The organism is Pseudomonas sp. GW821-FHT04D07 (assembly GCF_059420225.1).
Map to the genome: position 1 here is coordinate 86,185 of NZ_JBWKTH010000024.1, position 24,500 is coordinate 110,684.

The 24,500-nt window shown below is 54.8% G+C and carries 19 protein-coding genes and 2 pseudogenes; 8 read left to right on the forward strand and 13 right to left on the reverse strand.

The window, feature by feature from the left end; translation table 11 throughout:
* Positions 1–100 precede the first annotated feature (100 nt).
* Positions 101–268 (forward strand): annotated as a pseudogene (locus AC07T0_RS23850) (ABC transporter ATP-binding protein); the annotation flags it as partial.
* Here the strand turns inward: AC07T0_RS23850 and AC07T0_RS23855 are convergent.
* Positions 245–934, reverse strand: a complete 690-nt coding sequence (locus AC07T0_RS23855; RefSeq protein WP_495003491.1) for a response regulator — start codon at positions 932–934, stop codon at positions 245–247. The pseudogene AC07T0_RS23850 and the gene AC07T0_RS23855 sit on opposite strands and share 24 nt — an antisense overlap.
* A gap of 96 nt (positions 935–1,030) precedes the next feature.
* Between AC07T0_RS23855 and AC07T0_RS23860 the strand changes: the two genes are divergently transcribed.
* The 4 genes from AC07T0_RS23860 to AC07T0_RS23875 all read left to right on the forward strand — a co-directional run bounded on the left by AC07T0_RS23860 (position 1,031) and on the right by AC07T0_RS23875 (position 7,915).
* Positions 1,031–2,539 (forward strand): efflux transporter outer membrane subunit, encoded by a 1,509-nt coding sequence (locus AC07T0_RS23860; protein WP_495003492.1) that lies wholly within the window; start codon positions 1,031–1,033, stop codon positions 2,537–2,539.
* The gene (locus AC07T0_RS23865; RefSeq protein ID WP_495003493.1) at positions 2,536–3,765 is read left to right on the forward strand and encodes an efflux RND transporter periplasmic adaptor subunit; all 1,230 of its coding nucleotides are present in this window, start codon (positions 2,536–2,538) and stop codon (positions 3,763–3,765) included. The genes AC07T0_RS23860 and AC07T0_RS23865 overlap by 4 nt, the downstream gene beginning before the upstream one ends.
* A 3-nt stretch (positions 3,766–3,768) precedes the next feature.
* Positions 3,769–6,843 carry an efflux RND transporter permease subunit gene (locus AC07T0_RS23870; RefSeq protein WP_495003494.1) on the forward strand — a complete coding sequence of 1,025 codons (3,075 nt, stop codon included), beginning with the start codon at positions 3,769–3,771 and terminating at the stop codon, positions 6,841–6,843.
* 442 nt (positions 6,844–7,285) lie between these two features.
* Complete coding sequence (locus AC07T0_RS23875) at positions 7,286–7,915, forward strand: response regulator (protein ID WP_248798159.1); 630 nt, start codon at positions 7,286–7,288, stop codon at positions 7,913–7,915.
* A 136-nt stretch (positions 7,916–8,051) separates the two neighbouring features.
* On the opposite strand, the gene AC07T0_RS23880 is transcribed toward AC07T0_RS23875, so the two are convergent.
* The 7 genes from AC07T0_RS23880 to AC07T0_RS23910 form a co-directional block, all read right to left on the reverse strand.
* On the reverse strand, positions 8,052–8,456 hold the full coding sequence (locus tag AC07T0_RS23880; protein ID WP_248798158.1) for a phosphate ABC transporter substrate-binding protein: 405 nt from the start codon (positions 8,454–8,456) through the stop codon (positions 8,052–8,054).
* A gap of 11 nt (positions 8,457–8,467) precedes the next feature.
* Positions 8,468–9,622: a hypothetical protein gene (locus tag AC07T0_RS23885; RefSeq protein ID WP_495003495.1), complete on the reverse strand. Its 1,155-nt coding sequence runs from the start codon at positions 9,620–9,622 to the stop codon at positions 8,468–8,470.
* A 24-nt stretch (positions 9,623–9,646) separates the two neighbouring features.
* Positions 9,647–11,269 (reverse strand): methyl-accepting chemotaxis protein, encoded by a 1,623-nt coding sequence (locus AC07T0_RS23890; RefSeq protein ID WP_248798156.1) that lies wholly within the window; start codon positions 11,267–11,269, stop codon positions 9,647–9,649.
* A 597-nt stretch (positions 11,270–11,866) separates the two neighbouring features.
* Positions 11,867–13,486 (reverse strand): methyl-accepting chemotaxis protein, encoded by a 1,620-nt coding sequence (locus AC07T0_RS23895; protein ID WP_495003496.1) that lies wholly within the window; start codon positions 13,484–13,486, stop codon positions 11,867–11,869.
* A gap of 332 nt (positions 13,487–13,818) precedes the next feature.
* Entirely contained in the window at positions 13,819–14,760 is a 942-nt protein-coding gene (locus AC07T0_RS23900; RefSeq protein WP_495003497.1) for a LysR family transcriptional regulator, read from the reverse strand.
* Positions 14,761–14,789: 29 nt separating this feature from the next.
* The gene (locus AC07T0_RS23905; RefSeq protein ID WP_495003498.1) at positions 14,790–15,647 is read right to left on the reverse strand and encodes an HpcH/HpaI aldolase/citrate lyase family protein; all 858 of its coding nucleotides are present in this window, start codon (positions 15,645–15,647) and stop codon (positions 14,790–14,792) included.
* A gap of 4 nt (positions 15,648–15,651) precedes the next feature.
* Entirely contained in the window at positions 15,652–16,827 is a 1,176-nt protein-coding gene (locus AC07T0_RS23910; protein WP_495003499.1) for a CaiB/BaiF CoA transferase family protein, read from the reverse strand.
* Between the two features lie 225 nt (positions 16,828–17,052).
* Here AC07T0_RS23910 and AC07T0_RS23915 point away from each other — a divergent pair, with 225 nt between their 5' ends.
* Together AC07T0_RS23915 and AC07T0_RS23920 are read left to right on the forward strand one after the other, a co-directional pair.
* Positions 17,053–18,801 carry an L-lactate permease gene (locus AC07T0_RS23915; RefSeq protein ID WP_495003500.1) on the forward strand — a complete coding sequence of 583 codons (1,749 nt, stop codon included), beginning with the start codon at positions 17,053–17,055 and terminating at the stop codon, positions 18,799–18,801.
* A 60-nt stretch (positions 18,802–18,861) separates the two neighbouring features.
* Positions 18,862–19,800, forward strand: a complete 939-nt coding sequence (locus tag AC07T0_RS23920) for a D-2-hydroxyacid dehydrogenase (RefSeq protein ID WP_495003501.1) — start codon at positions 18,862–18,864, stop codon at positions 19,798–19,800.
* A 202-nt stretch (positions 19,801–20,002) separates the two neighbouring features.
* Here AC07T0_RS23920 and AC07T0_RS23925 read toward each other — a convergent pair whose 3' ends face one another.
* A complete protein-coding gene (locus tag AC07T0_RS23925) occupies positions 20,003–21,076 on the reverse strand; it encodes a flavin reductase (protein ID WP_495003510.1) in 1,074 nt (357 codons plus the stop codon).
* Here AC07T0_RS23925 and AC07T0_RS23930 point away from each other — a divergent pair.
* Entirely contained in the window at positions 20,966–21,415 is a 450-nt protein-coding gene (locus AC07T0_RS23930; RefSeq protein ID WP_495003502.1) for an FAD-binding protein, read from the forward strand. The two genes, AC07T0_RS23925 and AC07T0_RS23930, sit on opposite strands and share 111 nt — an antisense overlap.
* Before the next feature lie 39 nt (positions 21,416–21,454).
* Here AC07T0_RS23930 and AC07T0_RS23935 read toward each other — a convergent pair whose 3' ends face one another.
* The 4 genes and pseudogenes from AC07T0_RS23935 to AC07T0_RS23950 all read right to left on the reverse strand — a co-directional run.
* The gene (locus AC07T0_RS23935) at positions 21,455–22,360 is read right to left on the reverse strand and encodes a transporter substrate-binding domain-containing protein (RefSeq protein ID WP_495003511.1); all 906 of its coding nucleotides are present in this window, start codon (positions 22,358–22,360) and stop codon (positions 21,455–21,457) included.
* Positions 22,361–22,744: 384 nt separating this feature from the next.
* The gene (locus AC07T0_RS23940; protein ID WP_495003503.1) at positions 22,745–23,560 is read right to left on the reverse strand and encodes an HpcH/HpaI aldolase/citrate lyase family protein; all 816 of its coding nucleotides are present in this window, start codon (positions 23,558–23,560) and stop codon (positions 22,745–22,747) included.
* Entirely contained in the window at positions 23,557–24,399 is an 843-nt protein-coding gene (locus AC07T0_RS23945; RefSeq protein WP_495003504.1) for an HTD2 family dehydratase, read from the reverse strand. Before AC07T0_RS23945 ends, AC07T0_RS23940 begins: the two co-directional genes overlap by 4 nt.
* Positions 24,400–24,424: 25 nt before the next feature.
* A pseudogene (locus AC07T0_RS23950) lies at positions 24,425–24,500 on the reverse strand (electron transfer flavoprotein subunit alpha/FixB family protein); the annotation flags it as partial.

The following is a 24,500-nucleotide window of genomic DNA, read 5'->3' on the forward strand; positions in this document are numbered from 1 at the left end:
AACTTTTAGGCGTCAAAAAACGGTCCTTGGAAGAGGGGCGAATTGCCTGGATAGACTTTTCATCAACGGGCGACGGGTATTGTCCAATGGCGGTGGTCGTTCGCATGATGAGGGTTTGAGCCTGCTGGTGACCAAACAGAACTTCAACATCGCCCTGGATTATGCTCAGTACGCTTTTGTGCTGGAGAACGGCCGGGTTGTGGATGAAGGTTTTTGCCGAGTTTTTGAAGCATCGAACATGGGTTCACTTGAATCGATAACCCACTGAGCGGACAGTCACCAAGACACCTTCGATGCCCTGAATTTCCAACTTGCGACGCAGGTTATGGACATGCGCGTCGACGACTCTGGCGAGGGCCTCGCTTTCAGGTAGGCAGGTTTCCAGCAACTCTTCACGGGTGAAGGCTTTGGTGGGGGTTCTCAGTAAGGTGGCCAGAATCTTGAATTCGGTAGGTGTCAGGTCCAGCAGTCGCGGTTCATGATTGACGGTCTCGATACTGGCAGTGACTGCATTGAGATCAACCCGCAGGTTTTTGTACCGCAGGTGCTGTTCAGCGACTGCACTTACGCCTGAGCGACGCAAGACTGCGTGAACCCGTGCGACCACTTCTTTGGGGTTGTAAGGCTTGACGACGTAATCGTCCGCGCCATAGCGCAAGGCACCCAGTTTTTCAGGCTCATCGCCCATCGCTGTGACCATGATGACGGGGGTATCGCCGCAGCGTCTGACAGCTGTCAGCACGTCGGTGCCGCTCACCCGAGGCAGCATGACATCCAGCAGAATCAGGTCGGGCTTGCATTGGCGATGTAGCTCAATGCCTCGTTGTCCGTCTTCGGCCAGTATCACCTCGAAGCCGTCTCGACGCAGGTAGGCCTCGAGAATGCTGGCGCTGTCGGCATCGTCTTCGACGACCAGAATACGTTTTCCTGACACGGTGGGCCTCTTGATCAAATCTTGATATTTGGCGAACGGTTTATTGATAGTCGGCGCCTAGGATCACATCCAGACCTCACAGCACGAACTGATCCTATGTCGAAGAACGCACCGCTGTCCAAGACTATACGATTGCGTCAACGCTACTGGGTGGTGTTGTCGCTGACGCTGGGCTTAACAGGCTGTTCCCTGGCGCCCAGCTATGAACGACCGGCATTGCCCGTGCCGAAAACGCAGCAGGCGAGCGTTCTGGTAGAGGGCTTTGGGCTGTCGTCCACGCCAACTGAGATCAACCTTTCTCAGAACGAAGAACACCTGATTGCAGAGCTTTCACCCGAAGGGGGGCTCCGGCCACTGGTGCAGTTATCTCTGAGCTTCAATCGCGATTTCAGAGTGGCGGTTTTACGTATCGAGGAAGCTCAGTCTCTTTATCGTACGGCCCGGTCTGATCGCACGCCCACTGTGGTCGCCGGCTTCGAACGTGATCGTCAGCAATTCGACAACGCCGCGATCAACGAACGCTATGGCCAGGACCTGACGTTCGCCTCGGTCGGTATTTCGAACTTCGAACTGGATTTTTTCGGTCGGGTTCGCAGTCTCTCCGAAGCAGCGCGACATGACTACCTAGCCACGATTTATGGCCAGCAATCGGCACGCAGTGCGCTGATCGCTGAAGTCGCCCGGTTGTATTTGCTTGAACGGCTGACGGCAGCGCAGCAAGTCGATGCGCGGCTGATTGACGATGCTGAACAGACAATACTGGGTAGGGCGGAGGGGTTGCAGGTCGAAGGTGCCGCGTCGTTTGACGATGTCGCCTCCCAGCATGCAAAGGCACAAGACGCACACCTGCGACTGGCCGCTGCAACGGCAGAGCATGCGCGCTCACTCCAGGCGTTGTTGTTGGTGACAGGCTACGCGAAGCCACTGCCACCTATGAATAATGTTGAGTCTGTCGAGGTGGCGCCTGCTGACCTTGGCACTCCACAGTGGCTGGTTGATATGCCCTCTCAACGCCTGCTGGAGCGCTTTGATGTTCGACAGAGCGAGGAACGCTTGAAAGCCGCCAACGCCAACATTGGCGCCGCCCGGGCGGCTTTTTTTCCTTCGATCAAACTCAGCACCGGTATCGGCATTGCCAGCGATAGCTTGCGCACTTTGTTTGAAGGCGGCAATGGCACGTGGTTGTTTAGCCCCCAGCTCTCGCTGCCGTTGTTCGACGGCGGGCGCAATCGCGCCAACCTGAATCTGGCCGAAGTTCGTAAGCAAATTGCCGTCGCTCAATACGAAAAAACCGTGCAAACCGCGTTCCGCGAAATGGCTGACGTACTGACCGAGCGTCAGCATGTGCTGGAACGTGTGCGTAGCGAAAAGGTGCTGAGCGCTCTCGCGCAGAGCAAGGCGCAGCGAACGCTCACTGAGCTTGAGGCGGGAGGTGCCGACCGCACCCTCTTGCTGGCGTCGCAGATTCGTGTGGCTCAGGCGGACATGGTTTGGCAACAGGCTCGTCAGGCGCTATTGCTCAACCGGCTGGACATTTATCGCGTGCTTTGTGGTGTTGACACCGCACCTGCCCAACTCCTTTCCGACAATGAGTCTTCGCAATGAACCGTCACCCTGAACAACCCGAAACTTTCTGGATGAAGGGGGGCGTTGAACGACAGCCTTTGATGAAGTTGGGGAGCGCGATGTGTCATCGTTTCGAGGGGATTTACCGGGCAACTGAATCGCTTATCGGCAGCTTTTATGTAGTCTGCCTTGTCGCTTTGCTCTTGAGTGGCTGTTCCCGCACCGAGCCCACAGAACCGCCTGTCACGCGCGCCGTCAAGGTGGAAGCGGCAAAGGCTGTGGCAGGGGTGGGCGGACGCTTCACTGGCATAGTCCGGCAGCGCCAGCGCGCCAGCCTGGCTTTTGAGTCCGCGGGGCGATTGGATAGTTTGCGCGTTGATGTCGGGGACAGGGTTCAACAAGGTCAGGTACTTGCTGCGCTCGATCCTCAGTCTGCGCGGCTGCGTCTGGAGCAGGCCAGGGCCAGCGTCAGTGCGAGCCAGGCGCAGGCTGCTGAGCGAAAAAGCAATTATCAGCGCCAACAGCGATTGTATGCCGCCGGCAGTGTTGCGCAAAGCGTTGTTGAGTCGGCCGCAGTGGCTTATGGGCAGGCAGAGGCTGGGCAACGTCGAGCTATTTCGGATCTGGCTTTGGCGCAGCGTGAGGTTGAACACGCTCAGTTGGTCGCACCTTTTAGTGGGCGCATCGTGGCGCGCCTCGCTGATCGTTATGCGCAACTGATCTCCGGCAAGGTGGTGCTTGAGTTGGAATCTAGTGATGACTGGCAGGTGGTGGCGGCTGTGCCCGCCGCGCTGACCCAAGGACTGAAGCCAGGTGATGCAGCGCAGGCCTATGCTGCAGCGCAACCCTCCACGTCCTTGGACCTGGTGCTCGAAGGGGTCTCGCCCAGGGCGGAAAATGGGTTGCTACAAACCTGTATTTTTCGTCTGCGCAATCCATCAGTCGCGCTGTCCAGTGGCTTGACCGTACTTGTTCAACTGCACGCGGATACACCTCCTCAACTTTCCATTCCGGTGTCGGCGCTGTCGATGGGGCTGACCAGTGCCAACGCTCAAGTCTTCGTCTACCAGCCAGCCGCGACGAACGCAACGCTTGGCAGCGTAACGACCAGGAGCGTATCGATCACGGGTGTCGAGCAAGGCCGTGCCTTGATCGACAGCGGACTGACCGACGGCGAACAGGTAGTTACTGCCGGTGTCGCCTTTCTGTCCAACGGTCAGGCGGTGAGCCTGTATCAACCTTCTACTCGGCTGGCGAACAACTAGATCATGAACCTTACTCGTAGTGCGATGGATGCCAGCCGCTTGACCTTGTTTGCCGCTTTCCTGGTGCTGGTGGCCGGTGTCCTGATTTTCTGGAGCTTTCCTTCCCAGGAAGAGCCGTCGGTGACGATCCGTGACGCGCTGGTCAGCGTGGCATTTCCCGGGTTGCCGGCGGAACGGGTCGAGGAACTGCTGGCCAAGCCAATGGAGGACAAGCTCCGGGAGCTGCCTGAGATCAAGAACCTGATCACAACCGTACGGCCGGGCAGCGTGATCATCCAGATCACCGCCTATGACGAGGTCAAGGACCTGGGGGTGTTATGGCAGCGGGTCAGGGCCAAAGCGGCTGATGCCGGGGCGAGCTTTCCGCCCGGTACCCTGGGGCCCTTCGTGGACGACGACTTCGGACAGGTTGCGGTGGCGTCAATTGCCGTCACCGCGCCCGGATTTGCCATGAATGAAATGCGCGGACCGATCAAGCGCTTGCGTAACCAGCTGTATGCCTTGCCGGGTGTGGACCGGATCTCTTTGTACGGTTTGCAGGAGGAGCGGCTCTACCTCGATTTTGATCGCCAACGCCTGGCGGGGTTTGGCCTCTCGATTCAACAATTGCTGCAGCAGCTTCAGAGACAGAATGTCATTGTGTCGTCGGGAAGCCCCTTGCTGGGCGAGCAGAAAACCACGGTCACGGTGACAGGTGAGGTGCTCTCTGCTGCGCAGTTGGAGCAGTTGCCGATTCGGCTGGAGAAAGGGCAGTCGGTGGCACTGGAGAAGTTGGCCACAATTTCAGTAGCAGCCAACGAGCAGCCGGACAGTGCTGCGGTATACCAGGCACAGGATGCGGTGGTGCTGGCTGTTTCAATGAAGGCCGGGCTCAATATCCAGTCTTTTGGGCAGGCCTTGCGCGAGCGCCTGGCGCAATTGGAGCAACAGTTGCCGCTGGGTTTTTCGATGCATGTGGTGACCTTCCAGGCCGATGTTGTGCATCACGAAATGGCCAAGATGCAACACGTGATGATGGAAACCGTAGTGATCGTCATGGCCGTGGTCATGCTGTTTCTCGGTTGGCGAACTGGATTGGTGGTGGGGGTGATCGTACCGCTGACCATCCTCGGAACTCTGATCGTGATGCGTGCCCTGGGTGTAGAGCTGCAGACGGTTTCGATCGCCGCGATCATCCTCGCATTGGGCTTGCTGGTGGATAACGGCATTGTCATCGCCGAGGATATCGAGCGTCGGCTGCAGGCGGGGGAAGAGCGTCAGCGCGCCTGTGAGGACGCTGGACGCAGTTTGATGATCCCGTTGCTAACCTCTTCTCTGGTCATCATCCTGGCGTTCTCACCCTTCTTTCTCGGTCAGACCAGCACCAATGAATACCTGCGGTCTTTGGCTATTGTGCTGGCCATCACGTTGCTTGGGTCCTGGCTGCTGAGCGTGACGGTGACGCCATTGCTGTGTTTGCGCTTTGCCAAGGCGCCGGTGCCGGGAAAGGAGGATGCCCATTCACACGGCTACGACTCGCTATTTTACCGTGGCTATCGCCGAGTGATTGAGGGACTGTTGCAGCATCCCTGGCTTTTTCTCGGCAGCATGCTGGCGTTGCTAACCGTGGCGATTGTCGTGCTGACCCATGTGCCCTATGACTTTTTGCCGAAATCGGACCGCAAGCAGTTTCAGATACCCATCACTCTGGAGCCGGGCACGAGCTCGCGTGTGACCTTGCAAACCGTGCGCGATATCAGTCAGTGGTTGAGCGCCGATAAAGATGTGGTCAACAGTATCGGCTATGCGGCCGAGGGAGGGCCGCGGATTGTGCTGGGACTCAATCCGACCTTGCCGGCGCCGGATGTTGCCTACTTCACCGTCAGTGTGCGCGATGACGTTGATATCGATACAGTGATTGCGCGTACAAACCGCTATCTGTTGTCCCAGTACCCGGAGGTTCAAGCGCAGCCCAAGCGATTTTCAATGGGCACCACCGAAGCTGGCGTCGCCATCTATCGGGTGATCGGACCGGATGAAAGCGTACTGCGAGGTATCGCGGGCAAGATCGAAGCAGCGCTCATGGCGCTGCCTGGTACGCAAGACGTGCGTAACGATTGGCGCTCACGGCAACTGCGTTACAGCGTCGTCGTCGATCAGTACCAGGCGCGAAGGGCTGGGGCCAGCACCCAGGACATTGCCCAGGCGTTGCAGCTGCGCAACGGGGGCTTGCTGGCGTCTTCGATGCAGGATGGCGAGACGAGCGTACCCATTGTCTTGCGCGAACCCACGAACGCCAGTACCCCGACGAACGATCTGGGGAGCACCCTGATCCATCCGGCTGCGGGGGGCGATGCGTTACCTCTGGCTGCTGTCGCGACAGTGCGCGCCGAGGTCGAAGCGTCGACTATCCTGCGTCGCAACCTGGAGCGGACGATCACGGTGGTTGGGCACAATCCGTCGCTGACAGCCAGCTCGATTGTCGAGCGCCTGGCGCCGCAGGTCGATGCCATGGACCTGCCGCCTGGATACCGGATCGAACTGGGCGGAGAGATCGAGGACTCTGCCGCGGCCAACCAGGCGTTACTGCAGTACCTGCCGCATGCCCTGGTTGCGATGTTGTTGCTGTTCGTCTGGCAGTTCAACTCGTTTCGAAAGCTGTTGATCGTGGTGGCCAGCGTGCCATTTGTTTTGATCGGTGTGTCGGCGGCCTTGGTTCTGACCGGTTACCCGTTCGGATTCATGGCAACCTTTGGCTTGCTATCCCTGGCCGGCATCATCGTCAACAATGCGGTGTTGTTGTTGGAGCGTATCGAGGTCGAACGGAGAGAGGGTTTGCCCCTACACGAAGCCGTGGTGGGGGCTGCGGTCAAGCGGCTGCGACCCATTATCATGACCAAGTTGACCTGTATCATTGGTCTGATTCCGTTGATGCTGTTCGCTGGTCCGCTGTGGAAAGGCATGGCCATTACGATCATGGGAGGACTCGCCCTGGGGACTCTGGTGACGCTGGGGCTGATTCCAGTGCTCTATGGGTTGTTGTTTCGTAAACGCTCAGAAAAGTCAGCTGATGTGCTCAGCTCAAGTCGGGTTGTGTAACGATGAGGACTCGACTCGCCGGGAGGCGCTGATGATCCCCCCGGATACCGCCGTCTGGCACTGGCCGACCCGTAGACCCAGACCATCATCCCCCAGCCGGGTGATTGTCCTGCATACCAGCAGGTTGCTCTGTGAATCGCATAATCAGTCAGCGACAGGGAGGGCGCTTAAGGCGTTCGTTATAAAGTCCGTTGACGACCCCTTTTACGTCCACTTCGCCCCTGCTTGCTCCTGCACTTCTTGGCTAACTTAGGCTTCTGGTTATAGATCCCGAGGAGTGCAAAGTGAACAACGAAAACAAGATCTACGATTGCGCTGGCGCGGTGTGCATTATCGGTGGCGGTTCTGTGGGCGGCAGGTCGAAGGCTACCGTCAACAGTATCCCGGGACAGGGCGTTCGTGTTCGGGTGCATATCCCTATTCAGCCGGCCCCGGAGGCCCCATGATCCGATTGATGATCGCTGATGATCACGCAATTATGCGTGAAGGCCTGAAACAGATCTTCGCCTTGGCCAGCGACCTGAAAGTTGTGGCCGAGGCGGAAAACGGTGTCATGTTGCTCGAACGGCTGCGTCAGGACGACGTAGACTTTCTCCTGCTTGACATGAACATGCCGGGCATCTGTGGCGAAGATCTGATTGCGCGCATCCGTATCCGTTATCGGCAATTACCGATCCTCGTGCTGAGTATGCACAATGAAGTACAGATCGCCCAGCGGGCGCTCTGGTCGGGTGCCTGCGGCTATCTGACCAAGGATAGCGACCCTGAAGCCCTATTTACGGCTATCCGTAAAGTGGCTGCCGGCGGGCGTTATATCGACGCCGGTTTGGCCGAACAAATCGTTTTTGCCGCCAGTGGCCCGGGACCATGCAGCCAACATGACGCGCTTACCAACCGGGAACTGCAAGTCATGCGTCTGCTGTCCTGTGGCCTAAGCGTCTCGCGGATTGCCATGCAACTGGTCATCAGCCATAAGACCGTCAGTACCCACAAAGCCCGCCTTATGGAAAAAATGGGCTTCACCAGTACAGCCGATATCGTTCGCTATGCCATGACCCAGCCGTCGCTCTGAGCATTCACGCCTCTAGTTAGAATTGGCTGAACGAGTACCGTCGAGTCGATGTAATCCGGAGGCCAATGCGTGCTCGGTTTGGGGTATATAAAACAGCTTGGCGTGCGGCGCCAAGCTTTAGATTAAACTTCAGAGATCAAGGTAAGGTGAACAGCACTTTGACTTTGTCATTCACCGTCGATTTATCCACATAACCGATAGCGTCTGCCTGTGAAGAAACTCGAGTAATGACGGCGTTGTCGTCCACTACGCTGGGCAGCGGTTGGCCTTTACCGGTGAATATCACACCTGACCAATAGGACTTCAACTGCGCTTCATTTTTATTGGTGACAGCACGGTAGAACTTATCCTTGGTGGGGCTCCAAGCGGTCTGATCCACCGCCTTGAACGAATTGTCCTTGCCAAGAAAAATGTTTGCTACGTCCGATTGGGTGGGCGCCGAACTTGCGCCTGTATTGACGATCACCGCCACTTCGGCGTTTGCTAACGAGCCGAAGGTCAGTAACGTGCAGGCGCTGAGAGCGCTAATGATCAGTTTCATTTTTGCTCTCCTTAGAATACGAAATCGACGCCGATACTAATGATGTCACCCTCGAAGTTTCGTGAGGGGGCGCCGAGGGCGCCTGAAGTTTGGGAAAACAGAGCATTGTTGAAAGTTTCCTGGGCGTTCTTGACGAACACTCCCGAAGTGCCACCATGAGTGTCGACTCGCTTGAACTCGCCCTTCACTATAACCGACGGAGTAACGCTGTAGTTCAGGCCGTAGGTCCAAGAGTTTTCACACCCGGAATCATCTTTCATGTGACCATAGGTGACGTGAGCGAGGAAGTCGCCGAAGCGGCGTCCTGCCATGAAGTACATTGCCTCAACGGGACTCGAGCCTTCGGCTATAGTGCGACGGGTCCATTCGTCGCTGGTGATCCATATGCCGTTATCGTATTGGTAACCCACTGAGGTAAAAGTCGCGTGGGTGTTATCAAGTTTAACCAACGTCTGATCAACGACTCCGAATGGGGTGGTGATAGGCGCATGGTCATCGGAAGTTACATCCGTCTGGGCATAACCAATGCGCAAGGAGCCGAAGTTGTTGACGGCCAACGTAGCGTTAGCGGCAAAAAAATTCTTGTAGTTCACATCGTAAAGCTCATCGAGTATGAACAGTTTACGATTGTTGGCGGCACCACCGGAGGCCTGAACCGTCAGTGAACCAAACGATAACGGCTCGGTATAGATGAAGTCGGCGCCTTCGTAGTTGGTGATTTGGACCTGGCTGTAGACTTCGTCTGGCAGGCGAATCCAGGGGTTGGTAAAACCAATATTGAGTGTGTCCGAGTACATATAAGCCGTTCCGCCAAGGCGGCCGGCGCGGAATTTCAATTTATCGGTTGCCTGCCATGACAGGTATAGCCACTCCAGATTCCCCTGCCACTCATCTTGTTGTGGCTTGATGATCGCTTGAGCGGTCAAACCGACAGTATCGGTAATGCCGTACTGTAATTGCCCACCCAGTTTCGATAGCTGGTCACCCCGCCAATGATCATTCGTCTGACCGGTGATGCCGTAACCATGGCTGTCGCCCGCACCGCCCAGGTGCGTAACACCCAAGGTGCCAAAACCATTAAAACGATAGTCGCCTTGATCCAGCGCGAACGCCGGACTGCTCGCCACGCACAGCGCAGCGATACTTAAGACTCGAGTACTGATCATTCGGATTGCTCTCTTGGTGTTGTGTTAAACGCTGAACTGAGCGGTTGCCGCTCTTAGGTCGTCGCCTGTGCCGACCAGCTGTTCGCCCAGGCGAGCCGTGGCGTCGGCACCATTAGCGGATACTTGTGAATCGAGCTTGAGGACTTCAGTCTCTCGCTGGATAGAGTTCGACAGACCGATTTGCTCATGGGTGAACTGAGCGATACCGGCGTTCAACTCATTGATCTGGTGCACAGCCCCCGCAATGGCTTCCAACGTCTGGGTAGCCTGCACTGAGCGCTCGATACTGGCCTGGGCCTTTTCGCCATTGAGCACCATGATGTCGAGCACTCTGTTTGCACTGTTCTGCAAGCGCTGAATGATGTGTTGGATTTCGGCAGTGGACGCGGTGGTTTTCTGTGCAAGGTTGCGTACTTCATCGGCTACCACCGCAAACCCACGTCCTTGTTCACCGGCGCGGGCAGCCTCGATGGCGGCGTTGAGTGCCAACAGATTGGTCTGTTCGGCCACACTGCGGATGACGGTCAGGACCGAACCCACTTGCTGGGTTTCTTCTTCCAATTGTTGCATGGCCTGAACCGCTTCAAGCACGCTGACACCCAGGTCGCTGATATGGTTCGATAGCCCGCCGATGTTTTGGCGAGCGGAGTCGGCCTGCTTGAACGCCGCACCGGCCTTCTGTGAAGCCTGCTGGGAGCGTTGGGCAACTTCCTGGATGCTGACCGTCATCGTATGGATATCGCTACTGATCGAATCGATACGACCTTGCTGGGACTTAGTGTTTTCTTCTGAGCTCTGAGTCAGTCGGTAGAGGTGCGTGGACATTGCACCCAATGGGCTCGCCGCCTCGACGATCTGGTGGATCGTTGCCTGCAATTTATCGAGAAAACTGTTGAACAGCTTGATCATTTCCCCAATTTCATCGTCCGAGCGCACATCGACTCTTCGTGTCAGGTCACCGTCGCCGCTGGCAATTGCTGTGAGGGAGTCAATCACGCCATGAACGTTGTTCATGATTCGCCGAATGACAAGCACTGAACCTGTGCTCACCAGCAACACCAGTATCATCGTCAGAATGTATCCAACCCGAGTGGTGGTGGCGTTATCCGTGCGGGTCAGCGACAGGTTGGCCTGAAAGTCCTGGTAGGCATTGGCCCGGAAGGTGTCACCCAGCCCTTGGGCGGTTTTCAGATCAATGCTCATGCGGTCAATGTTGGAGTGTAAGCTTTCGAAGGTACCGGAGCCCTTTATCAGTTGCTCGGACGTCGAGAAGGCGTTATCCGCGTAGCGTTTGATCGCCTCGTTCCAGGTCGTCAGTTTTTGATTGCGTGCCGGCTGCTGCTCGGAAAGCTGTTTAAGCTCAGATTGCTTGGCAACGATGTCATCAACTATTTTATGTCCCTCGTTGAGGGCCTCTATCTCACCGGCGGTGACCGCGCTGTTGAGCAAGCCCGGTAAGCGGGAAAACTGGAAGATCACGGCATCTGTTTTTTCAAGTGTTGGATAGCTACCGTTTTCCAATTCGAACAGACGAGTATCGGTGTTTGATAACTGCAAGGATGTATAACCGACAAAAACTAACAGTCCAAAAAGTGCCACTGCTGGCATAATCGACAATTTCAATGTCAGGGATATTTTTGCTCGCATTTTTTTGTTCTCAGAGGCGGAGCAGAGTCGTTTAAAGTACGAAAGTCAACACTGACCGTTTAGTACTCCATTGACTATTAGGCAGGCTGTAAAACCCTCCGGCGCTCATCGGCAGTCGCACTCAACTGACAGAATCAGTAACATCACAGCTACGCCTTCTGAGGGTGGGTTGGTGGCGTGATTGTTATGGCATATTCTTCATTCGATGGTGGATTTTCTGGTGGGTGTCGGAGTCATTAATTCTGTTTCCAAAGAGTGGAAGCAACATGCTATTGGCGTTAAATGCTACAGGCCATGCTCTGCGTTTGACTATCAGGGGGCGCTGATTTTTTGGGTAGGCGGATTTGTGGATTTGGTAGGCATCGCCCTACTAGAGCAGTTCGCGGAAGGGCAGTAATAATATACAGACGGTCAAATCCTGGATCTGAACATTACAAAGGGCTTACGCAAGAAAGTATCGAATGTAAGCGTTCATGGTTGTATCTCAGTAGTTGATCCATGACCTCGTCGTTGAGTTGGCGCCGCGTGATCCTGCAGGTCGGCGCCGTGGACCCGAGCTGGGTGGAGAGATCAAGGACTCGCCTGGGGACTCTTCAATCAAACCTTAAAGCGATTGACCAAATCACTGAGGTCGCCTGCAAGCCTTGAGAGCTCCTGACTTGCTGTATGCGTTTGCTCCGCACCTGCCGAGGTCTGGATCGAGAGGTCGTGTATACGGACGAGATTGCGATCCACCTCTCGGGCGACCTCCGACTGCTCTTGGGCCGCACTGGCGATTACCATATTACGTTCGTTAATCCCTGATACAGCATGCGCAATGGTACTGAGAGCATCATTGGCCGCCTGGGCCTGCACCTGCGTCTGGCGGGCTTGGTCCGCACTGGTGAGTAGGGCCTCCACCGTCTGGTGGGTACCTTGTTGAATGGTGCTGATCATGGTTTCAATTTCGCGAGTCGACTCTCCGGTACGATGAGCCAACGAGCGGACTTCATCCGCAACAACGGCAAATCCGCGGCCAGCCTCACCTGCACGTGCTGCTTCGATCGCCGCATTGAGCGCCAGCAGATTGGTCTGCTCTGCTACAGCCCGTATGACGTCCAGAACTTTGCTGATGTTCCGTGTCTGCTCGGCCAGGTTCCGCGCTTGATCCGATGCGTCGACCACGTTATCGGTGAGGGCGCTGATAGCCGTTAACGTATCGGCCAGTTGTACTTGGCCCTGGCGCGCAGTGTCGGAGGCGGCCCTGGATTCGTTGGAGGTCGCAACTGCGTTGGAGGCCACCTCCTCAACGGCATGGCTCATCTCCGTGACGGCTGTCGCGGCCATATCTATTTCGGCGTTCTGCTGATGCAGGCCTTGGGCGCTTTCATTCATGACAGCGCTCATTTCCTCCGTCGAGGAGGCGAGTTGTTCGGCAGATTTACCAATGCGGTCGAGTGTTTCGCGTAGAGTGGTTTGCATGGAGGCCATTGACCTGAGGAGTAGTGAGGCTTCATCTACGCCGGTGGTGTCCAGGTGCTGTGTCAGGTTTCCCGACGCAATGGTTTCAGCCGCCTGCACGGCAGCATCAAGGGGGATTGTCAGACTGCGAGTCAGGCGCCAGGAAAGTAGGAGGGTCAGTAAGAGCGCGAGTGCAATTACAATGGCGGTGATCGTTTTGGATTCGCTGTAAAGTGTAGCGCCCACTTGGGTATGGTAGGCCGTGAGGTCGAGGCTGTGCGTCTGGAGCCGCTTGGCGAATTCATTCATCCGGTTGCCGCTATTGGCCATGGTCGACATGATCTGAATGCGGGCTTGGTCCAGGTTGCCTTGCTTGACGAGTGCGGTAAGCTGGTCTACTTGAATAAGATAGTCACGATAAGCGGCCTGCAGTTGGTCAAAGGTGGCGCGTTCTTCTCCGGTAACGCCCAGGGCCTCGTATCTGGCGAACTCTGCGTCAACGCCCTGGCCAATTTTCTTGATCGACTCCCGAGTGGTATCCACGGCCGAGGGGACAGCTGCCAACCGGAGCGTCTCTACTCGAACCCTTGCCAGCTGTAGGGCCAGATTATCAATGGAGACAATGCCCGGTATGGCGTCTCTTTCAATCAGCTCACTTTCAGTACGTATGCTGGACAGTTGATGGAGGCCGAAAAACCCCAGTGCGGCGACTACAACGGCTATCAGCCCAAAACATAACGTGCTGCGAGGGGCTATTTTAAGAGAACGGAGATTCATGTCTAGTCCTGTATTAGTGTTACCGCCGGGATGTCGGTGCAACTAAATTATCGGCGGCATGGATCGTATCTGAAGGTTTTGTGAATGTGGGGTTGATTTTTTTTTAGAAATTATCGTGTGCCGAAAACAACATTTCCAAAAGTGATATTTTTTGATGAGTATTTTTCGCTTGATTGTTTTTGTTGAGTTGTTTTTGGTGGGTCGTCTCACGTGAGGTACTTGGCGCTCGCAAGTAGGAGCGGTGGCTGTAGTTTGAATTTTTCAGTTTGTAGGATTGCAGATGGACCGCAACAAGAGCAGTTGGTGTGTGGCACGTCAACCGCTGCACGGCATTAGCCTAGCCCGATATCGATGGCATTTCTCCACCAACCCTCTGCCAAAGCCTTGGATAGTTGCATTTTCAGTAGCGTTTCTACACGCCTTGCTGCGCCGGACAACGGGCGCTTGGAGTGAGTGGCACAGTAGATCGTGCGCTTGATAGTTGGCGACACAATGCGAGCTGTGTAGATGTGTTCCGGATGGCGGTGAACCGCAGCGAGCGATAATATGGTGTAGCATTGCGTGTCGATGACCATTTGCTGCAATGGTTCATGAGCATCAATTTCGGCAATGATATCCAGACTCACACCATGGCCGATTACCACATCATCGATAACACGCCTCAGCCCGTGTCCGGCGCCAGGTAACACGAGTGGGAATTGATTCAGCAATGAGGCCCTTAGCTCACCGTCGCTGTTAAGTGCGTCTCGACGGAAGCTGTCCGTATGGCCTGCGATGAAAAGATCCTCTGTGATTAGAGGCGTGGTCACCAGATCTTCTGTCTGATGGGTCGAGAATATCAACCCTAGATCAATTTCACCTGTTATCAACCACTCCCGAAGATGCCCACTCAGGCCGCTGACAATTCGCATCTTAACGTTAGGCAGCTCGCGTTTGACCGCCCTGATCAATGGCACTGCCAGTAAAGACGTCAAGGAACCGGGCAGCCCGACCGCGACAGAGCCATGCTCTGCCGACCTCAGATGCTGCATTGCCTGCTTTGCGCCTTGGAAAGCAGCCTGGACATTCTTCGCATGTCCAAGAAAGTCACGTCCTTCGGGGGTGAGGGTCACGCCATCGAAACGACGTTCGAATAGGAGCACTCCAATTTCCTCTTCAAGCAGCTTGATCTGTGCACTGATTGAAGGCTGAGAAATATGGAGATTATTAGCGGCTTTCTGGAAAGACCGCTGTTCAGCCACAGCCATGAAGTATGTGATTTGCTTCAGGTTCAACAGCAGTCCTTCCAGTTCGTGATGAGGTGTCAGCGAGTATTTGATGACTCGTCAAGCAGGCGCTTTGCACGCAGGTAAACAGGCTTGTCGATCATTAGATCACCGACCTTGATAGCGCCCAGCCCTTTGCGGTCTGCTTCATGGAATGCATCGACAATGGTGGTAGCCTCAGCTAGCGCAGCGCTGTTTGGAGTATAACATTCGTTAATTGCGTCCAGGTATTTAGGATGTACGACTACCGCTCCACGAAACCCCAGAGATTTGGCCTCATCCAGTTTTGCCTTGAAGCCGGTACTGTCCCCAAGGTCCGCGATTGAACCGATGAAACCAATGGGCTGTATGCCGGCGGCGCGACAGGCGAAAAGTACCATCATGCTCGGCCCCATCAGTAGTGATGGGATAGGTTTTCCACCGCAATCAAGGGAAAAGTCTTCGCTTCCCAGCATCATTCCCATAATGCGCGGGTCGGCAGCGGCGATCTGATGAAGTGCGGGTAGCGCAATCGACGATTCAATCTGAAGAAGGAATCGAATCCGGCCCGGAGCAAGCTGCTTTTCTCTTTCAAGGTCGCCAACCAATTGGCTGATGAGCTGGACATCACGATAGTGCTCGACTTTGGGCAGCAGAATGATGTCCAGGTTTTCTCCGATCACTGCTCTCAGATCGCAGACAGCGGTGTTAAGAGGTCCATTCACCCGGACAGCTGCCAGCTTTTTGGAAGCTTTGATCCGTTGAAGGTTATCGTTAATCGAATGGCGGGCAGCTGACTTCCGACTCTCATGAACACCATCTTCCAGGTCCAGGATGATCACATCGGTAGGGCGACCAAGTGCGCTCTCGATAATTTTGGCGTTATCAGCAGGTGCGAATAAAAATGAACGGATCATGGCTTTAACTCTTATTGGCTGGGTAGTGGCCGAGTTCACGGAGGATTTCTTCGTTGTGCTCCCCGACCTTGGGGGCTGGGCGTCTGAAGCCGCCAGGCGTTCCCACAAGTCGAGGAACAATGTTATGCATCGGGATTGTATTCATGTCTTCATCAGGCAAATGTACGATCGTCTGACGGCCCATTGTGTAAGGGTGATCAATCAGATCGGCTACCGTGCAAACCGGGCCGACGGTCACTGCTGCCTGCTCAAAGATCTCCAGTGCCTGATCCCGTGTGTGCTGCATCATGAATCGGCCGATGATTGCATCGAGCTGTTCGCGGTTTTTGACCCTGGCGTTGTTGTCAATGAAGCGCTCGTCACGTTTCAGTTCGGGCTTGCCAATAGTGTCGAAGATTTTCATGGCCATCGACTGCATGGAGCCCGAAAGGGCCACATATTTGCCGTCGCTGCACATATATATATTTCTGGGTGCGGCATGACTTGCTTGATTTCCGGTGCGTTCGGTAGGTATACCTGTTAGTTGGATTTTCGCGGCTTCCGAGGAAATAACCGAGAAGATGGGCTCAAAAAGCGACAGGTCGATGACTTGACCTTTCTTCGAACGATTCACTTGATGCAGGGCTGTGAGTACCCCTGCGGCCCCGTAAACCCCCGCAATCATGTCCGCAAGCGCAAGGGGGGGAAGTGAGGGGGGCTTGTCGGCGAATCCATTTAAGGCCGCGAATCCGGACATTGCCTCAATCAGCGTGCCGAAGCCGGGTTTTTCTTTGTAAGGACCGGTCTGTCCCCATCCGGAGATTCGAACGATGATCAGCTTGGGATTGATTTCGAGCAGGGTTTCCGGCGCCAACCCCATTTTTTCCAGCGTCCCGGGCACGAAATTTTCGATGAAAACATCACTCGTCTTAACTAGCTTCAGCACCACGTCCATGCCTTCAAAGGATCGCAGATCAAGTGCCAGTGATCGTTTATTGCGACCATAGATTTTCCAATAAACATCGATTCCTTTTTCTTTCCACTCTCGCAAATCATCACCGGTATTCGCCCGCTCAATTTTAATGACGTCGGCACCAAAGTCAGCGAGGTACACGCTGAGCATGTTGCCCGCCACCAGTCGAGAGAGGTCTAGCACCCTGATATCGTTCAACGGTCCGACGTTATTTTTATCATATTTCATATCTGCGAATTCCTAAGGATGCAGCGTGGTATGCATTAAAGTTATGTAGGCTGGCCGCCCTTCACAAGTAGTTTTTTTAGATACCCCTTCAAGGTTTGGCCTATGTGGCTGGTTATAGGCAGAACCTGCACCCCATCATGGAAACTAGTATTTCCCAAGCTTGGGCTGATCTGGCTAATGTTGATTAATCAATAAAAAGTGTTCTTCAGAACCGGTAGGTGAAAAATGTACACACAGAACTTCACGCCCATTACGGGGTCTTTAGGCCTCTCAGCATTAAGCGCAGTGATCCCACTCTTTGTTCTCTTTGTCTTACTAGGGCTCCTCAAGGTGTCCGCTCGCTGGGCGGCGTTGTCTGCCTTGATTGCTGCGATCGGAATTGCGTTCTGGGTCTACGAAATGCCAGCAGTTCAAATCGCGAGCGGGACGCTGGAGGGGGCGGCAACGGGCTTCTTTCCCATCATCTGGATTGGCATCAATGCAATCTGGTTATTCCGCCTGACGCAGCTAAGCGGTCACGACAAGGTCATTCGAGGGGCACTCGCAAGGCTCAGCCCCGATTTACGAGTACAGACGTTACTCATTGCTTTTTGCTTCGGAGCACTGCTTGAGTCCTTGGCCGGGGGAGGCGCGCCCGTTGCCATTTGTGCGGTGATGCTGATTGCACTTGGCATAAAGCCGGTGCAAGCTGCGGCCATTTGCCTCATCGCGGATACCAGTCCTGTTGCATTTGGCTCACTTGGTCTGCCCATCTCAGTATTATCAAAAGTGACTGGCTTGCCCGTCCATGAGTTAGGGGTGATGGTTGGACGCCAGACACCAATTCTCGCGCTTTTCATCCCATTGATTCTGATTGTGATCGCGGACGGACGCCGGGGGCTGAAGGAAATTTGGCCTTTAGCGCTCGTCGCAGGTATTAGCTTCGCAACCGGCCAGGCCGTTGGTTCAATGTACTTACCGATCGAGTTAGTGGATATCAGCGCCGCATTACTGTGTATTGGGGCCGTCGTAACTTTCCTCAAAATCTGGAGTCCGGAACGCGTCCGCGAAACTGAAAGCTCAGCTGTTTTTGGCCCCGCGATTTTTGTTCCCGCGAAAAATGAGCGTTTCGAAATGCTGCAATCAGCTTCAACCTTGAATAGCGGAGGCGGCGCCGGGATTATGCAAGGCACAAGCTCTGGGTCAGGACGATATTCTGGTCGAACACTCGTTGTGGCTCGGGAGACAATCGAACTTTTTCGGGCTTTTGCTCCCTATGCCATCGTCATTGCACTGGTGGCTCTCAGTCAAATAAAAGTGTTGAAAGAGTTACTTGAACTAGGTACGAGTACTTTCCACTGGCCGCTATTGGACGTCGTCACGCCCGAAGGAAGGCCGCTTGGCGTCGTCAATGCGAAATTTGAGTGGCTGCTTTCTGCAGGCTCAATTGTACTGTTTGCTGGTTGTTTGACCATTCCGGTATTGGGGTTAAGCGCTAAACAAGCTTTAAAGGTCTATCTGAAAAATCTTGGTGAGCTGAAGTGGGCGATATTCACTGTTTGCTCTGTTGTCGGTGTTGCCTATGTGATGAATCTGTCCGGTCAGATAGTAACGCTGGGTATTTGGGCTGCTCAAACGGGTCCCGCATTTGCATTTATTTCACCAATCCTGGGATGGATTGCTACTAGCTTGACGGGATCTGACACCTCCGCCAATGCATTGTTTGGGGTGTTGCAGATCACAACCGCCCATCACACCGGCCTGTCAGATGTGCTGCTTGCCGCCGCGAATTCCTCTGGTGGCGTGGTGGGCAAGGCTATTTCACCTCAGAACTTGACTATTGCTGCTGTAGCTGTGGGGATATCAGGGAAGGAGGGGGTGCTGTTTCGCAAGGTCATTGGTTGGACCCTGCTGATGATCATGATCATGAGCGTTCTGGTTTTCTTTCAATCCACCCCGGTGTTGAGTTGGATGGTCCCGAGCGTTCACTCATGATCACTAACATCGTCTGGACCAACAGCATGGGTCCGCGCAGTTGTCAGGAAAGAGGTTGACATGAAGGCTGTATTTCTCGATAGCGATACTATGCCCCTTTCGTTTGAGCGCGAGGGGCCAATTCAATGGGTATTAAGATCCAGCACAAAGCCGTTCGAGGTTGTGTCGGCGCTTCTGGATGTTGAGATTGCGATCACGAACAAGGTCAATCTCACGGCATCAATTTTAGAACAACTGCCGAAATTGAAGTATGTATGCGTGGCGGCATCGGGTTATGATTGCGTTGACATTGCGGCCTGTCAGGCGCGAGGAGTGAAGGTGAGCAATGCGCCTGGATACTCTTCGTTAAGTGTGGCAGAGCACGTGATGACTTCGATTTTTATGCTTAGACGCCGTTTCTTCGAATACCAGCGCCTCGCCCAAACAGAGTGGCATTCCTCTCAACATTTTTGTGTACATGGTGGAGCCATTCGGGACGTCCGTGGTGCAATTCTCGGTATCGTTGGCCGCGGGGCTATCGGTCAGTCTGTAGCAGAGCTGGCCAGTGCGCTGGGAATGAAAGTTCTGTTCGCCGAGCATCGAGAGGCTCACACCATACGGAAAGGTTATACGGCTTTCGAGGATGTCTTGCGTCAAGCTGACATCCTTACGCTCCACTGCCCTTTAACGACCGCATCACATAATTTACTCGATGCTAAGGCATTTAAAGTTATGAAGTCCTCCTCTCTATTGATCAATACAGCTCGAGGTCCATTGGTTGAGCTGGAAGCGCTGAAAAATGCATTAACATCAGGACTCATTGCTGGCGCATCGATCGATGTTCTGGATACAGAGCCGCCCGCCATGGGCCATCGATTGATAGGGCTTGATCATCCCAATCTCATTGTTACACCCCACATCGCATGGGCGAGCACTAGCAGTGTGGCTAGGCTGGACGATATCATTGTTGCTAATGTTATGGGGTTCTATGACGGAAATCCGATCAATTTGATATGTTGATTCGTCAAAGGGTAACACGATGCTCCACATGCGGTTCAGTGGCGCTGTTAGGTGAAATACAGAGGATCAAGAAATTTATTCTTCTCTCAATGGTGACCCATTCTGACGCGCACTTAATCAACGTGCTGCGTAATCATCGGCGGGCCGGATCATCATTGAGGTATAGTGTTGTTCAGCTCCATGATCCTCCGAGACTGAACACCTAGAACCAGCGATAAGGGATCAATGGACTGTGAATTCTCACGAACCGGCTCAGCAGGGTACGTAATGCAATCGTCTCAGGGATACCCAACTGGCGCATCATATTCTCCTCGACTTGCTGGCTTTGGCTGGTTATCCGGGTAACCAGTACTTTGCCTTCCTGTGTCAGATAAATATGTGAATGGTCTATGTGCTCTGGTGGGTTGGTTGTCTCTTCAATCTCATCATCAATACGGATCAGGCCTCTGGCGGCCAGGTCGTTGATCGATTCGCGTCCCACGAAGCGGCCTGTATAAGCTGCCAATGTGATCAGTTCGTGGTAGGTCCGCGCCTCTCGTGCCCCAAGTGCGTTGAGTATCAGGTATTCGATGTCGTTCAATTCCAACTCGCTGGCGTGCTCGCGCGACTTTGCAGAGAAGTGTAAATAGGCGCTGGCCAGTAGATAACCCAGCGAACTGGTTTCACTGACATTGCGTGGATCCTCGCCATCAGGAGGCATGACCGTCTGGGTAGTGCTGGTTGCGATGGCGTAGTTGCCGCTTTGGAACACCAGCGGCGGTGTGTCGCATTTATCAAACCTGAGTACTTCGCCGACCAGAATGACGTGGTCGCCGCCGTCATAAATATGTGCGGTACGGCACTGAAGCCGAGTGGTGCACCCGGAGAGCAGTGGTGCTTCGCCCAGGCCATCTTCGTACTTGATATCTTCGAATTTCTCCGCACCACTGGTGCTTCGAGCAAAGCGCCCAGAAAGATCGTTCTGGTCGTGAGCGAGAATATGCACCGCCCAATGGCTGGCGCTCTCAAAGGCAGCCAGGCTCTGTGATTTACGCGCCAGGCTCCAAAGTACCAAAGGTGGGTTCAAGGAGACGGAGTTGAAACTGTTGGCCGTCACGCCCACGGGGGCGCCATCCGGGCCCCTTGCGGTGACGATGGTGACGCCGGTGGTGAAGGTTCCCAGCGCTTGTCGAAATTCTCTGGGGTCCAGGGTTGTTTCAGGGAGCGGCTGTCGATTCTGTTGGGAGGGCTCGAAAAGCTGGCGCGCAAACTCAACATGCCGAGCGAGGCACTGCAGGAGGCGGTCGCGCGTTATAACCGCGGCGCGGATGGCCTTGAACCTGATGAATTCGGCAAGAGCCCTTTGGAGTGCCATGCTCTGCGAAACGGGCCGTTCTATGCGGTGGATGTATCACAGTGCAGCAAGATGTTTCCTTGTCCTGCGATGTCCGTGGGAGGGCTGCGGGTTGCTGAAGATACCGGCCAGGTGCTGCGTGAGGATGGTTCGGTGATCAGTGGGCTGTATGCCGCCGGCAGAACGGCCATTGGTCTACCGTCCAATCTTTATGTGAGCGGGCTCTCCGCTGCGGACTGTGTCTTTTCCGGGCGTCGCGCGGCCTGGCACGTCAGTCGGTGATACCAAGACGTTGAGGCTGATGGTAGCGGTTTGGAGCGTTTAGTCAGAAATGGGCTTGTCAGTGGGGTTTGTAATTATTTCTTTAAAGATTGGGCTCATTGGAAACTTTAGATTCAACCCCTTTGGCGGGATTGGTTGATTGAACCACTTATCGTAGAGCGATTTGATTTCGCCCGATGAAAAGATTGCTTTGATAGTGTCATCCACCACTTTCTTGAATGCAGGCTCGCCTTTGCGCATCATACAGCCGTAGATCTCATTGGATTGCGGGGTACCGGTCATGGTCCAATCGTCTGGTTTTTCTGCCTTCGCCATCTCTCCCGCAAGCTGGGCGTCGTCTAGCATGAAAGCCACGGCGCGTCCACTCTCAAGTATCTGATAGGATTCACCAATATCTTTGCCTGAAATGACATTCATGCCCATTTGCTGCTTGGCATTCATGGCTTTTAGCAACCGTTCTGAAGTGCTACCTGCCGTGGTCACTACATTTTCGATTTTCAGATCTGCGAAGTCTTTATAGGGCGAGTATTTCTTGGTTAAAAGGCGTGTGCTGATTGCGAAGATGCCAACCGAGAAGTCAAGAAGTTGTCCGCGCTCGGCATTATTCGTGGTTGAACCGCACTCTAAGTCCACGCTGCCGTTTTGCATGAGTGGAATACGGGTTTGGGAGGTGATTTGATTGTATTTTATGTTAAGGGTGGGTAAGTTTAGCTCTTTTCTGAGTGCCTCCACGATTTTTAACTGAATGTCCTGAGAGTAACCGATAGGAGTGCCCGAGGCATCAGCGATGTAGGAGAAAGGAATAGATGAGTAGCGGTAACCCAAGATGATGATGCCGGACTCCTTGATTTTTTGAAGGGTACCGGTGAGCTCCGTGGCCATTAGCGTTGGACATATAAGAGTCGCGGCAATCGCACCACTCAGTAGTCTTGGGATAATCCACATCATGAACACCTCAGATTGTTTCGTCAGGTCTTTGTCTGACCCAGGCCTTTGCCCGCTCGGCGTTAGACGACACCGAGCTTCGCAAATGTTGATTTAACGCTGGCAGGCTTTCAATGAGGAGTACTTTGGCGCTTGGGTTTGTTGCTGCTGCGCTAACAGGTATGGCCCGGTTTTTTATCAATACCCCCGCGCGTTGGGAAAATCACTATCTTGGTTGGCTGATAGGACTTGTCGTTCACGTTATTGTGCTTGTAATGGGGTTCTGTTGGACGATTGTTTCAGATGGCCTTCATCCGGTATATTCTGAATAGCAGATGAGTGCTATACGCTGGACCAATAGATTAGAAGCTGTCAGTTTTCGTTAGTCATGGTGCCGCCATTGGATCAGCTCGCAAGCGCCAGAATGGCTTGCGCACGACCTATGACCGGCGCATCGACCATTTGCCCATCCAGCACGAAGACGCCTTCACCTGAGCCGGCCGCTTCCATGATGCGTTGCGCCCAGATCAACTCATCAGGTGCGGGTTTTAGCGCCTGATGAATGATCGTCACTTGGCTTGGATGGATACACAGCGCCCCCCCGAAGCCCATGTCTCGGGCAAATTGGACGGCGCCGTGCAGCCCCGCAGTGTCCTCGATGGACGGAAATACACCGTCCAGTGCCGGTGCGAGTCCGGCGACCCGAGTGCTGAGCAATACAGCATAGCGGGCATGGCTGAGAAACTCTTCGGCGGCAGGGCTGCCGGTGCTCAGGTTCAGGTCCAGGCCCAGGTCGAGACTGCCGAATGACAGGCGCTCAATGCCCTGGGTTCCGGCGATCTCCCGGAGTGCAGCCAGACCCTTGGCACTCTCGATAATGGGCCAGATCGGCTTCCCGGTTCTGCCTGCAGTCAGCACTTGTGCCGCATTTTCGGCTTTGGGCAGCAAGATTCCGATTACGCCGGCGTGGCGTCGGCACAGGTCCAGATCCGCGGCGTGTGCCCAGTGCCCCGGGGCATTCACACGAACCAGAATCCGTACTTCGGGGTTGTCGCTCAGAAATCGTTCGAGGTTGTCTCTGGCCTGTTCCTTGAGGGTTTCCTGCACGGCATCCTCCAGATCGACAATGACCCGGTCCGCGCCGCTGGCGATGGCTTTGGGGATGCGTTCTGGACGTGTGGCCGGCACAAACAGGGCGGAGCGGACAATCGACGTACTCATGGTGCTTCTTCCTCGCTGAACTCGATTTCTCCGGTCTGTGCGGTGCCGCCCTGATTGCCTGCCCAGACTTGCGCCTTGCCGCTGTCGATCAGACGACCACCTACCTCGAAAGGTTGTGGTGAAATCAATGGTCGGACGCCACGGAAGGTGAAGCGCTTCAAGCGCGCGGTCGGGTGCGCTCGGGTAAAAGCGCGCAAGTTCAGGGTAGCGATCAACGGGCCGTGCACCACCAGGCCCGGATAACCTTCAGTCTCTGTGACGTAAGGCCAGTCATAGTGAATGCGGTGGCCATTGAAGGTGACCGCGGAGTAGCGGAACAGCAAGGTCGGGGAGGGCTCGACCGGTTCCTGCCATTGCCCTTCGGGCAGCGCTTCGGTGCCGCTGAGCTTGGGCGGCGAGGGTTCCCGGTAAACGATGTCCTGTTCGTCCTGCAGGGCGCGCTGGCCGTTCTGGAAATACTCATGGCGTACGGTGACAAACAGCAAGGAACCGGTACGCCCGTGTTTTTCTTCAACATGGGTGATGGTCGAGATGCAAGACACCTTGGCCTCTACCAGTAATGGCTGGGAAAACTCCAGTCGGCTACCCGCCCACATGCGATTACGGTTATGGGCCGGCGGCAAGAAACCACCGAGCGCCGGATGGCCGTCAGGGCCCAGTTCGCCGGCGACAACCGGTTCCTGGAAGAACGCCCAGTGCCACAAGGGCGGCAGCGGTTCGCCCGGCAGGGGAACCTCTTCGTCCAAGGTCGCGGCTATTCGTTTGACCAAGTTGAAACTGATCTGATCCTGGCTTTCCTGACGACGGCCGATCCAGGCCGAAAAATCGATATTGCTCATACACATTGCTCCTGTCGGTCGGTGATCAGACCAGCTTCTCGAACTCAGGGATAGCTTCGAACAAGTCCGCCACCAGGCCGTAATCGGCCACCTGGAAGATC

Excerpts from the sequence above, each read along its gene's own strand:
- AC07T0_RS23860 (WP_495003492.1), top strand. The coding sequence starts at position 1,031 with ATGTCGAAGAACGCACCGCTGTCCAAGACTATACGATTGCGTCAACGC.
- AC07T0_RS23865 (WP_495003493.1), top strand. The coding sequence starts at position 2,536 with ATGAACCGTCACCCTGAACAACCCGAAACTTTCTGGATGAAGGGGGGC.
- AC07T0_RS23870 (WP_495003494.1), top strand. The coding sequence starts at position 3,769 with ATGAACCTTACTCGTAGTGCGATGGATGCCAGCCGCTTGACCTTGTTT.
- AC07T0_RS23875 (WP_248798159.1), top strand. The coding sequence starts at position 7,286 with ATGATCCGATTGATGATCGCTGATGATCACGCAATTATGCGTGAAGGC.
- AC07T0_RS23880 (WP_248798158.1), bottom strand. The coding sequence starts at position 8,456 with ATGAAACTGATCATTAGCGCTCTCAGCGCCTGCACGTTACTGACCTTC.
- AC07T0_RS23885 (WP_495003495.1), bottom strand. The coding sequence starts at position 9,622 with ATGATCAGTACTCGAGTCTTAAGTATCGCTGCGCTGTGCGTGGCGAGC.
- AC07T0_RS23890 (WP_248798156.1), bottom strand. The coding sequence starts at position 11,269 with ATGCGAGCAAAAATATCCCTGACATTGAAATTGTCGATTATGCCAGCA.
- AC07T0_RS23895 (WP_495003496.1), bottom strand. The coding sequence starts at position 13,486 with ATGAATCTCCGTTCTCTTAAAATAGCCCCTCGCAGCACGTTATGTTTT.
- AC07T0_RS23905 (WP_495003498.1), bottom strand. The coding sequence starts at position 15,647 with ATGATCCGTTCATTTTTATTCGCACCTGCTGATAACGCCAAAATTATC.
- AC07T0_RS23910 (WP_495003499.1), bottom strand. The coding sequence starts at position 16,827 with ATGAAATATGATAAAAATAACGTCGGACCGTTGAACGATATCAGGGTG.
- AC07T0_RS23915 (WP_495003500.1), top strand. The coding sequence starts at position 17,053 with ATGTACACACAGAACTTCACGCCCATTACGGGGTCTTTAGGCCTCTCA.
- AC07T0_RS23920 (WP_495003501.1), top strand. The coding sequence starts at position 18,862 with ATGAAGGCTGTATTTCTCGATAGCGATACTATGCCCCTTTCGTTTGAG.
- AC07T0_RS23935 (WP_495003511.1), bottom strand. The coding sequence starts at position 22,360 with ATGTGGATTATCCCAAGACTACTGAGTGGTGCGATTGCCGCGACTCTT.
- AC07T0_RS23940 (WP_495003503.1), bottom strand. The coding sequence starts at position 23,560 with ATGAGTACGTCGATTGTCCGCTCCGCCCTGTTTGTGCCGGCCACACGT.
- AC07T0_RS23945 (WP_495003504.1), bottom strand. The coding sequence starts at position 24,399 with ATGAGCAATATCGATTTTTCGGCCTGGATCGGCCGTCGTCAGGAAAGC.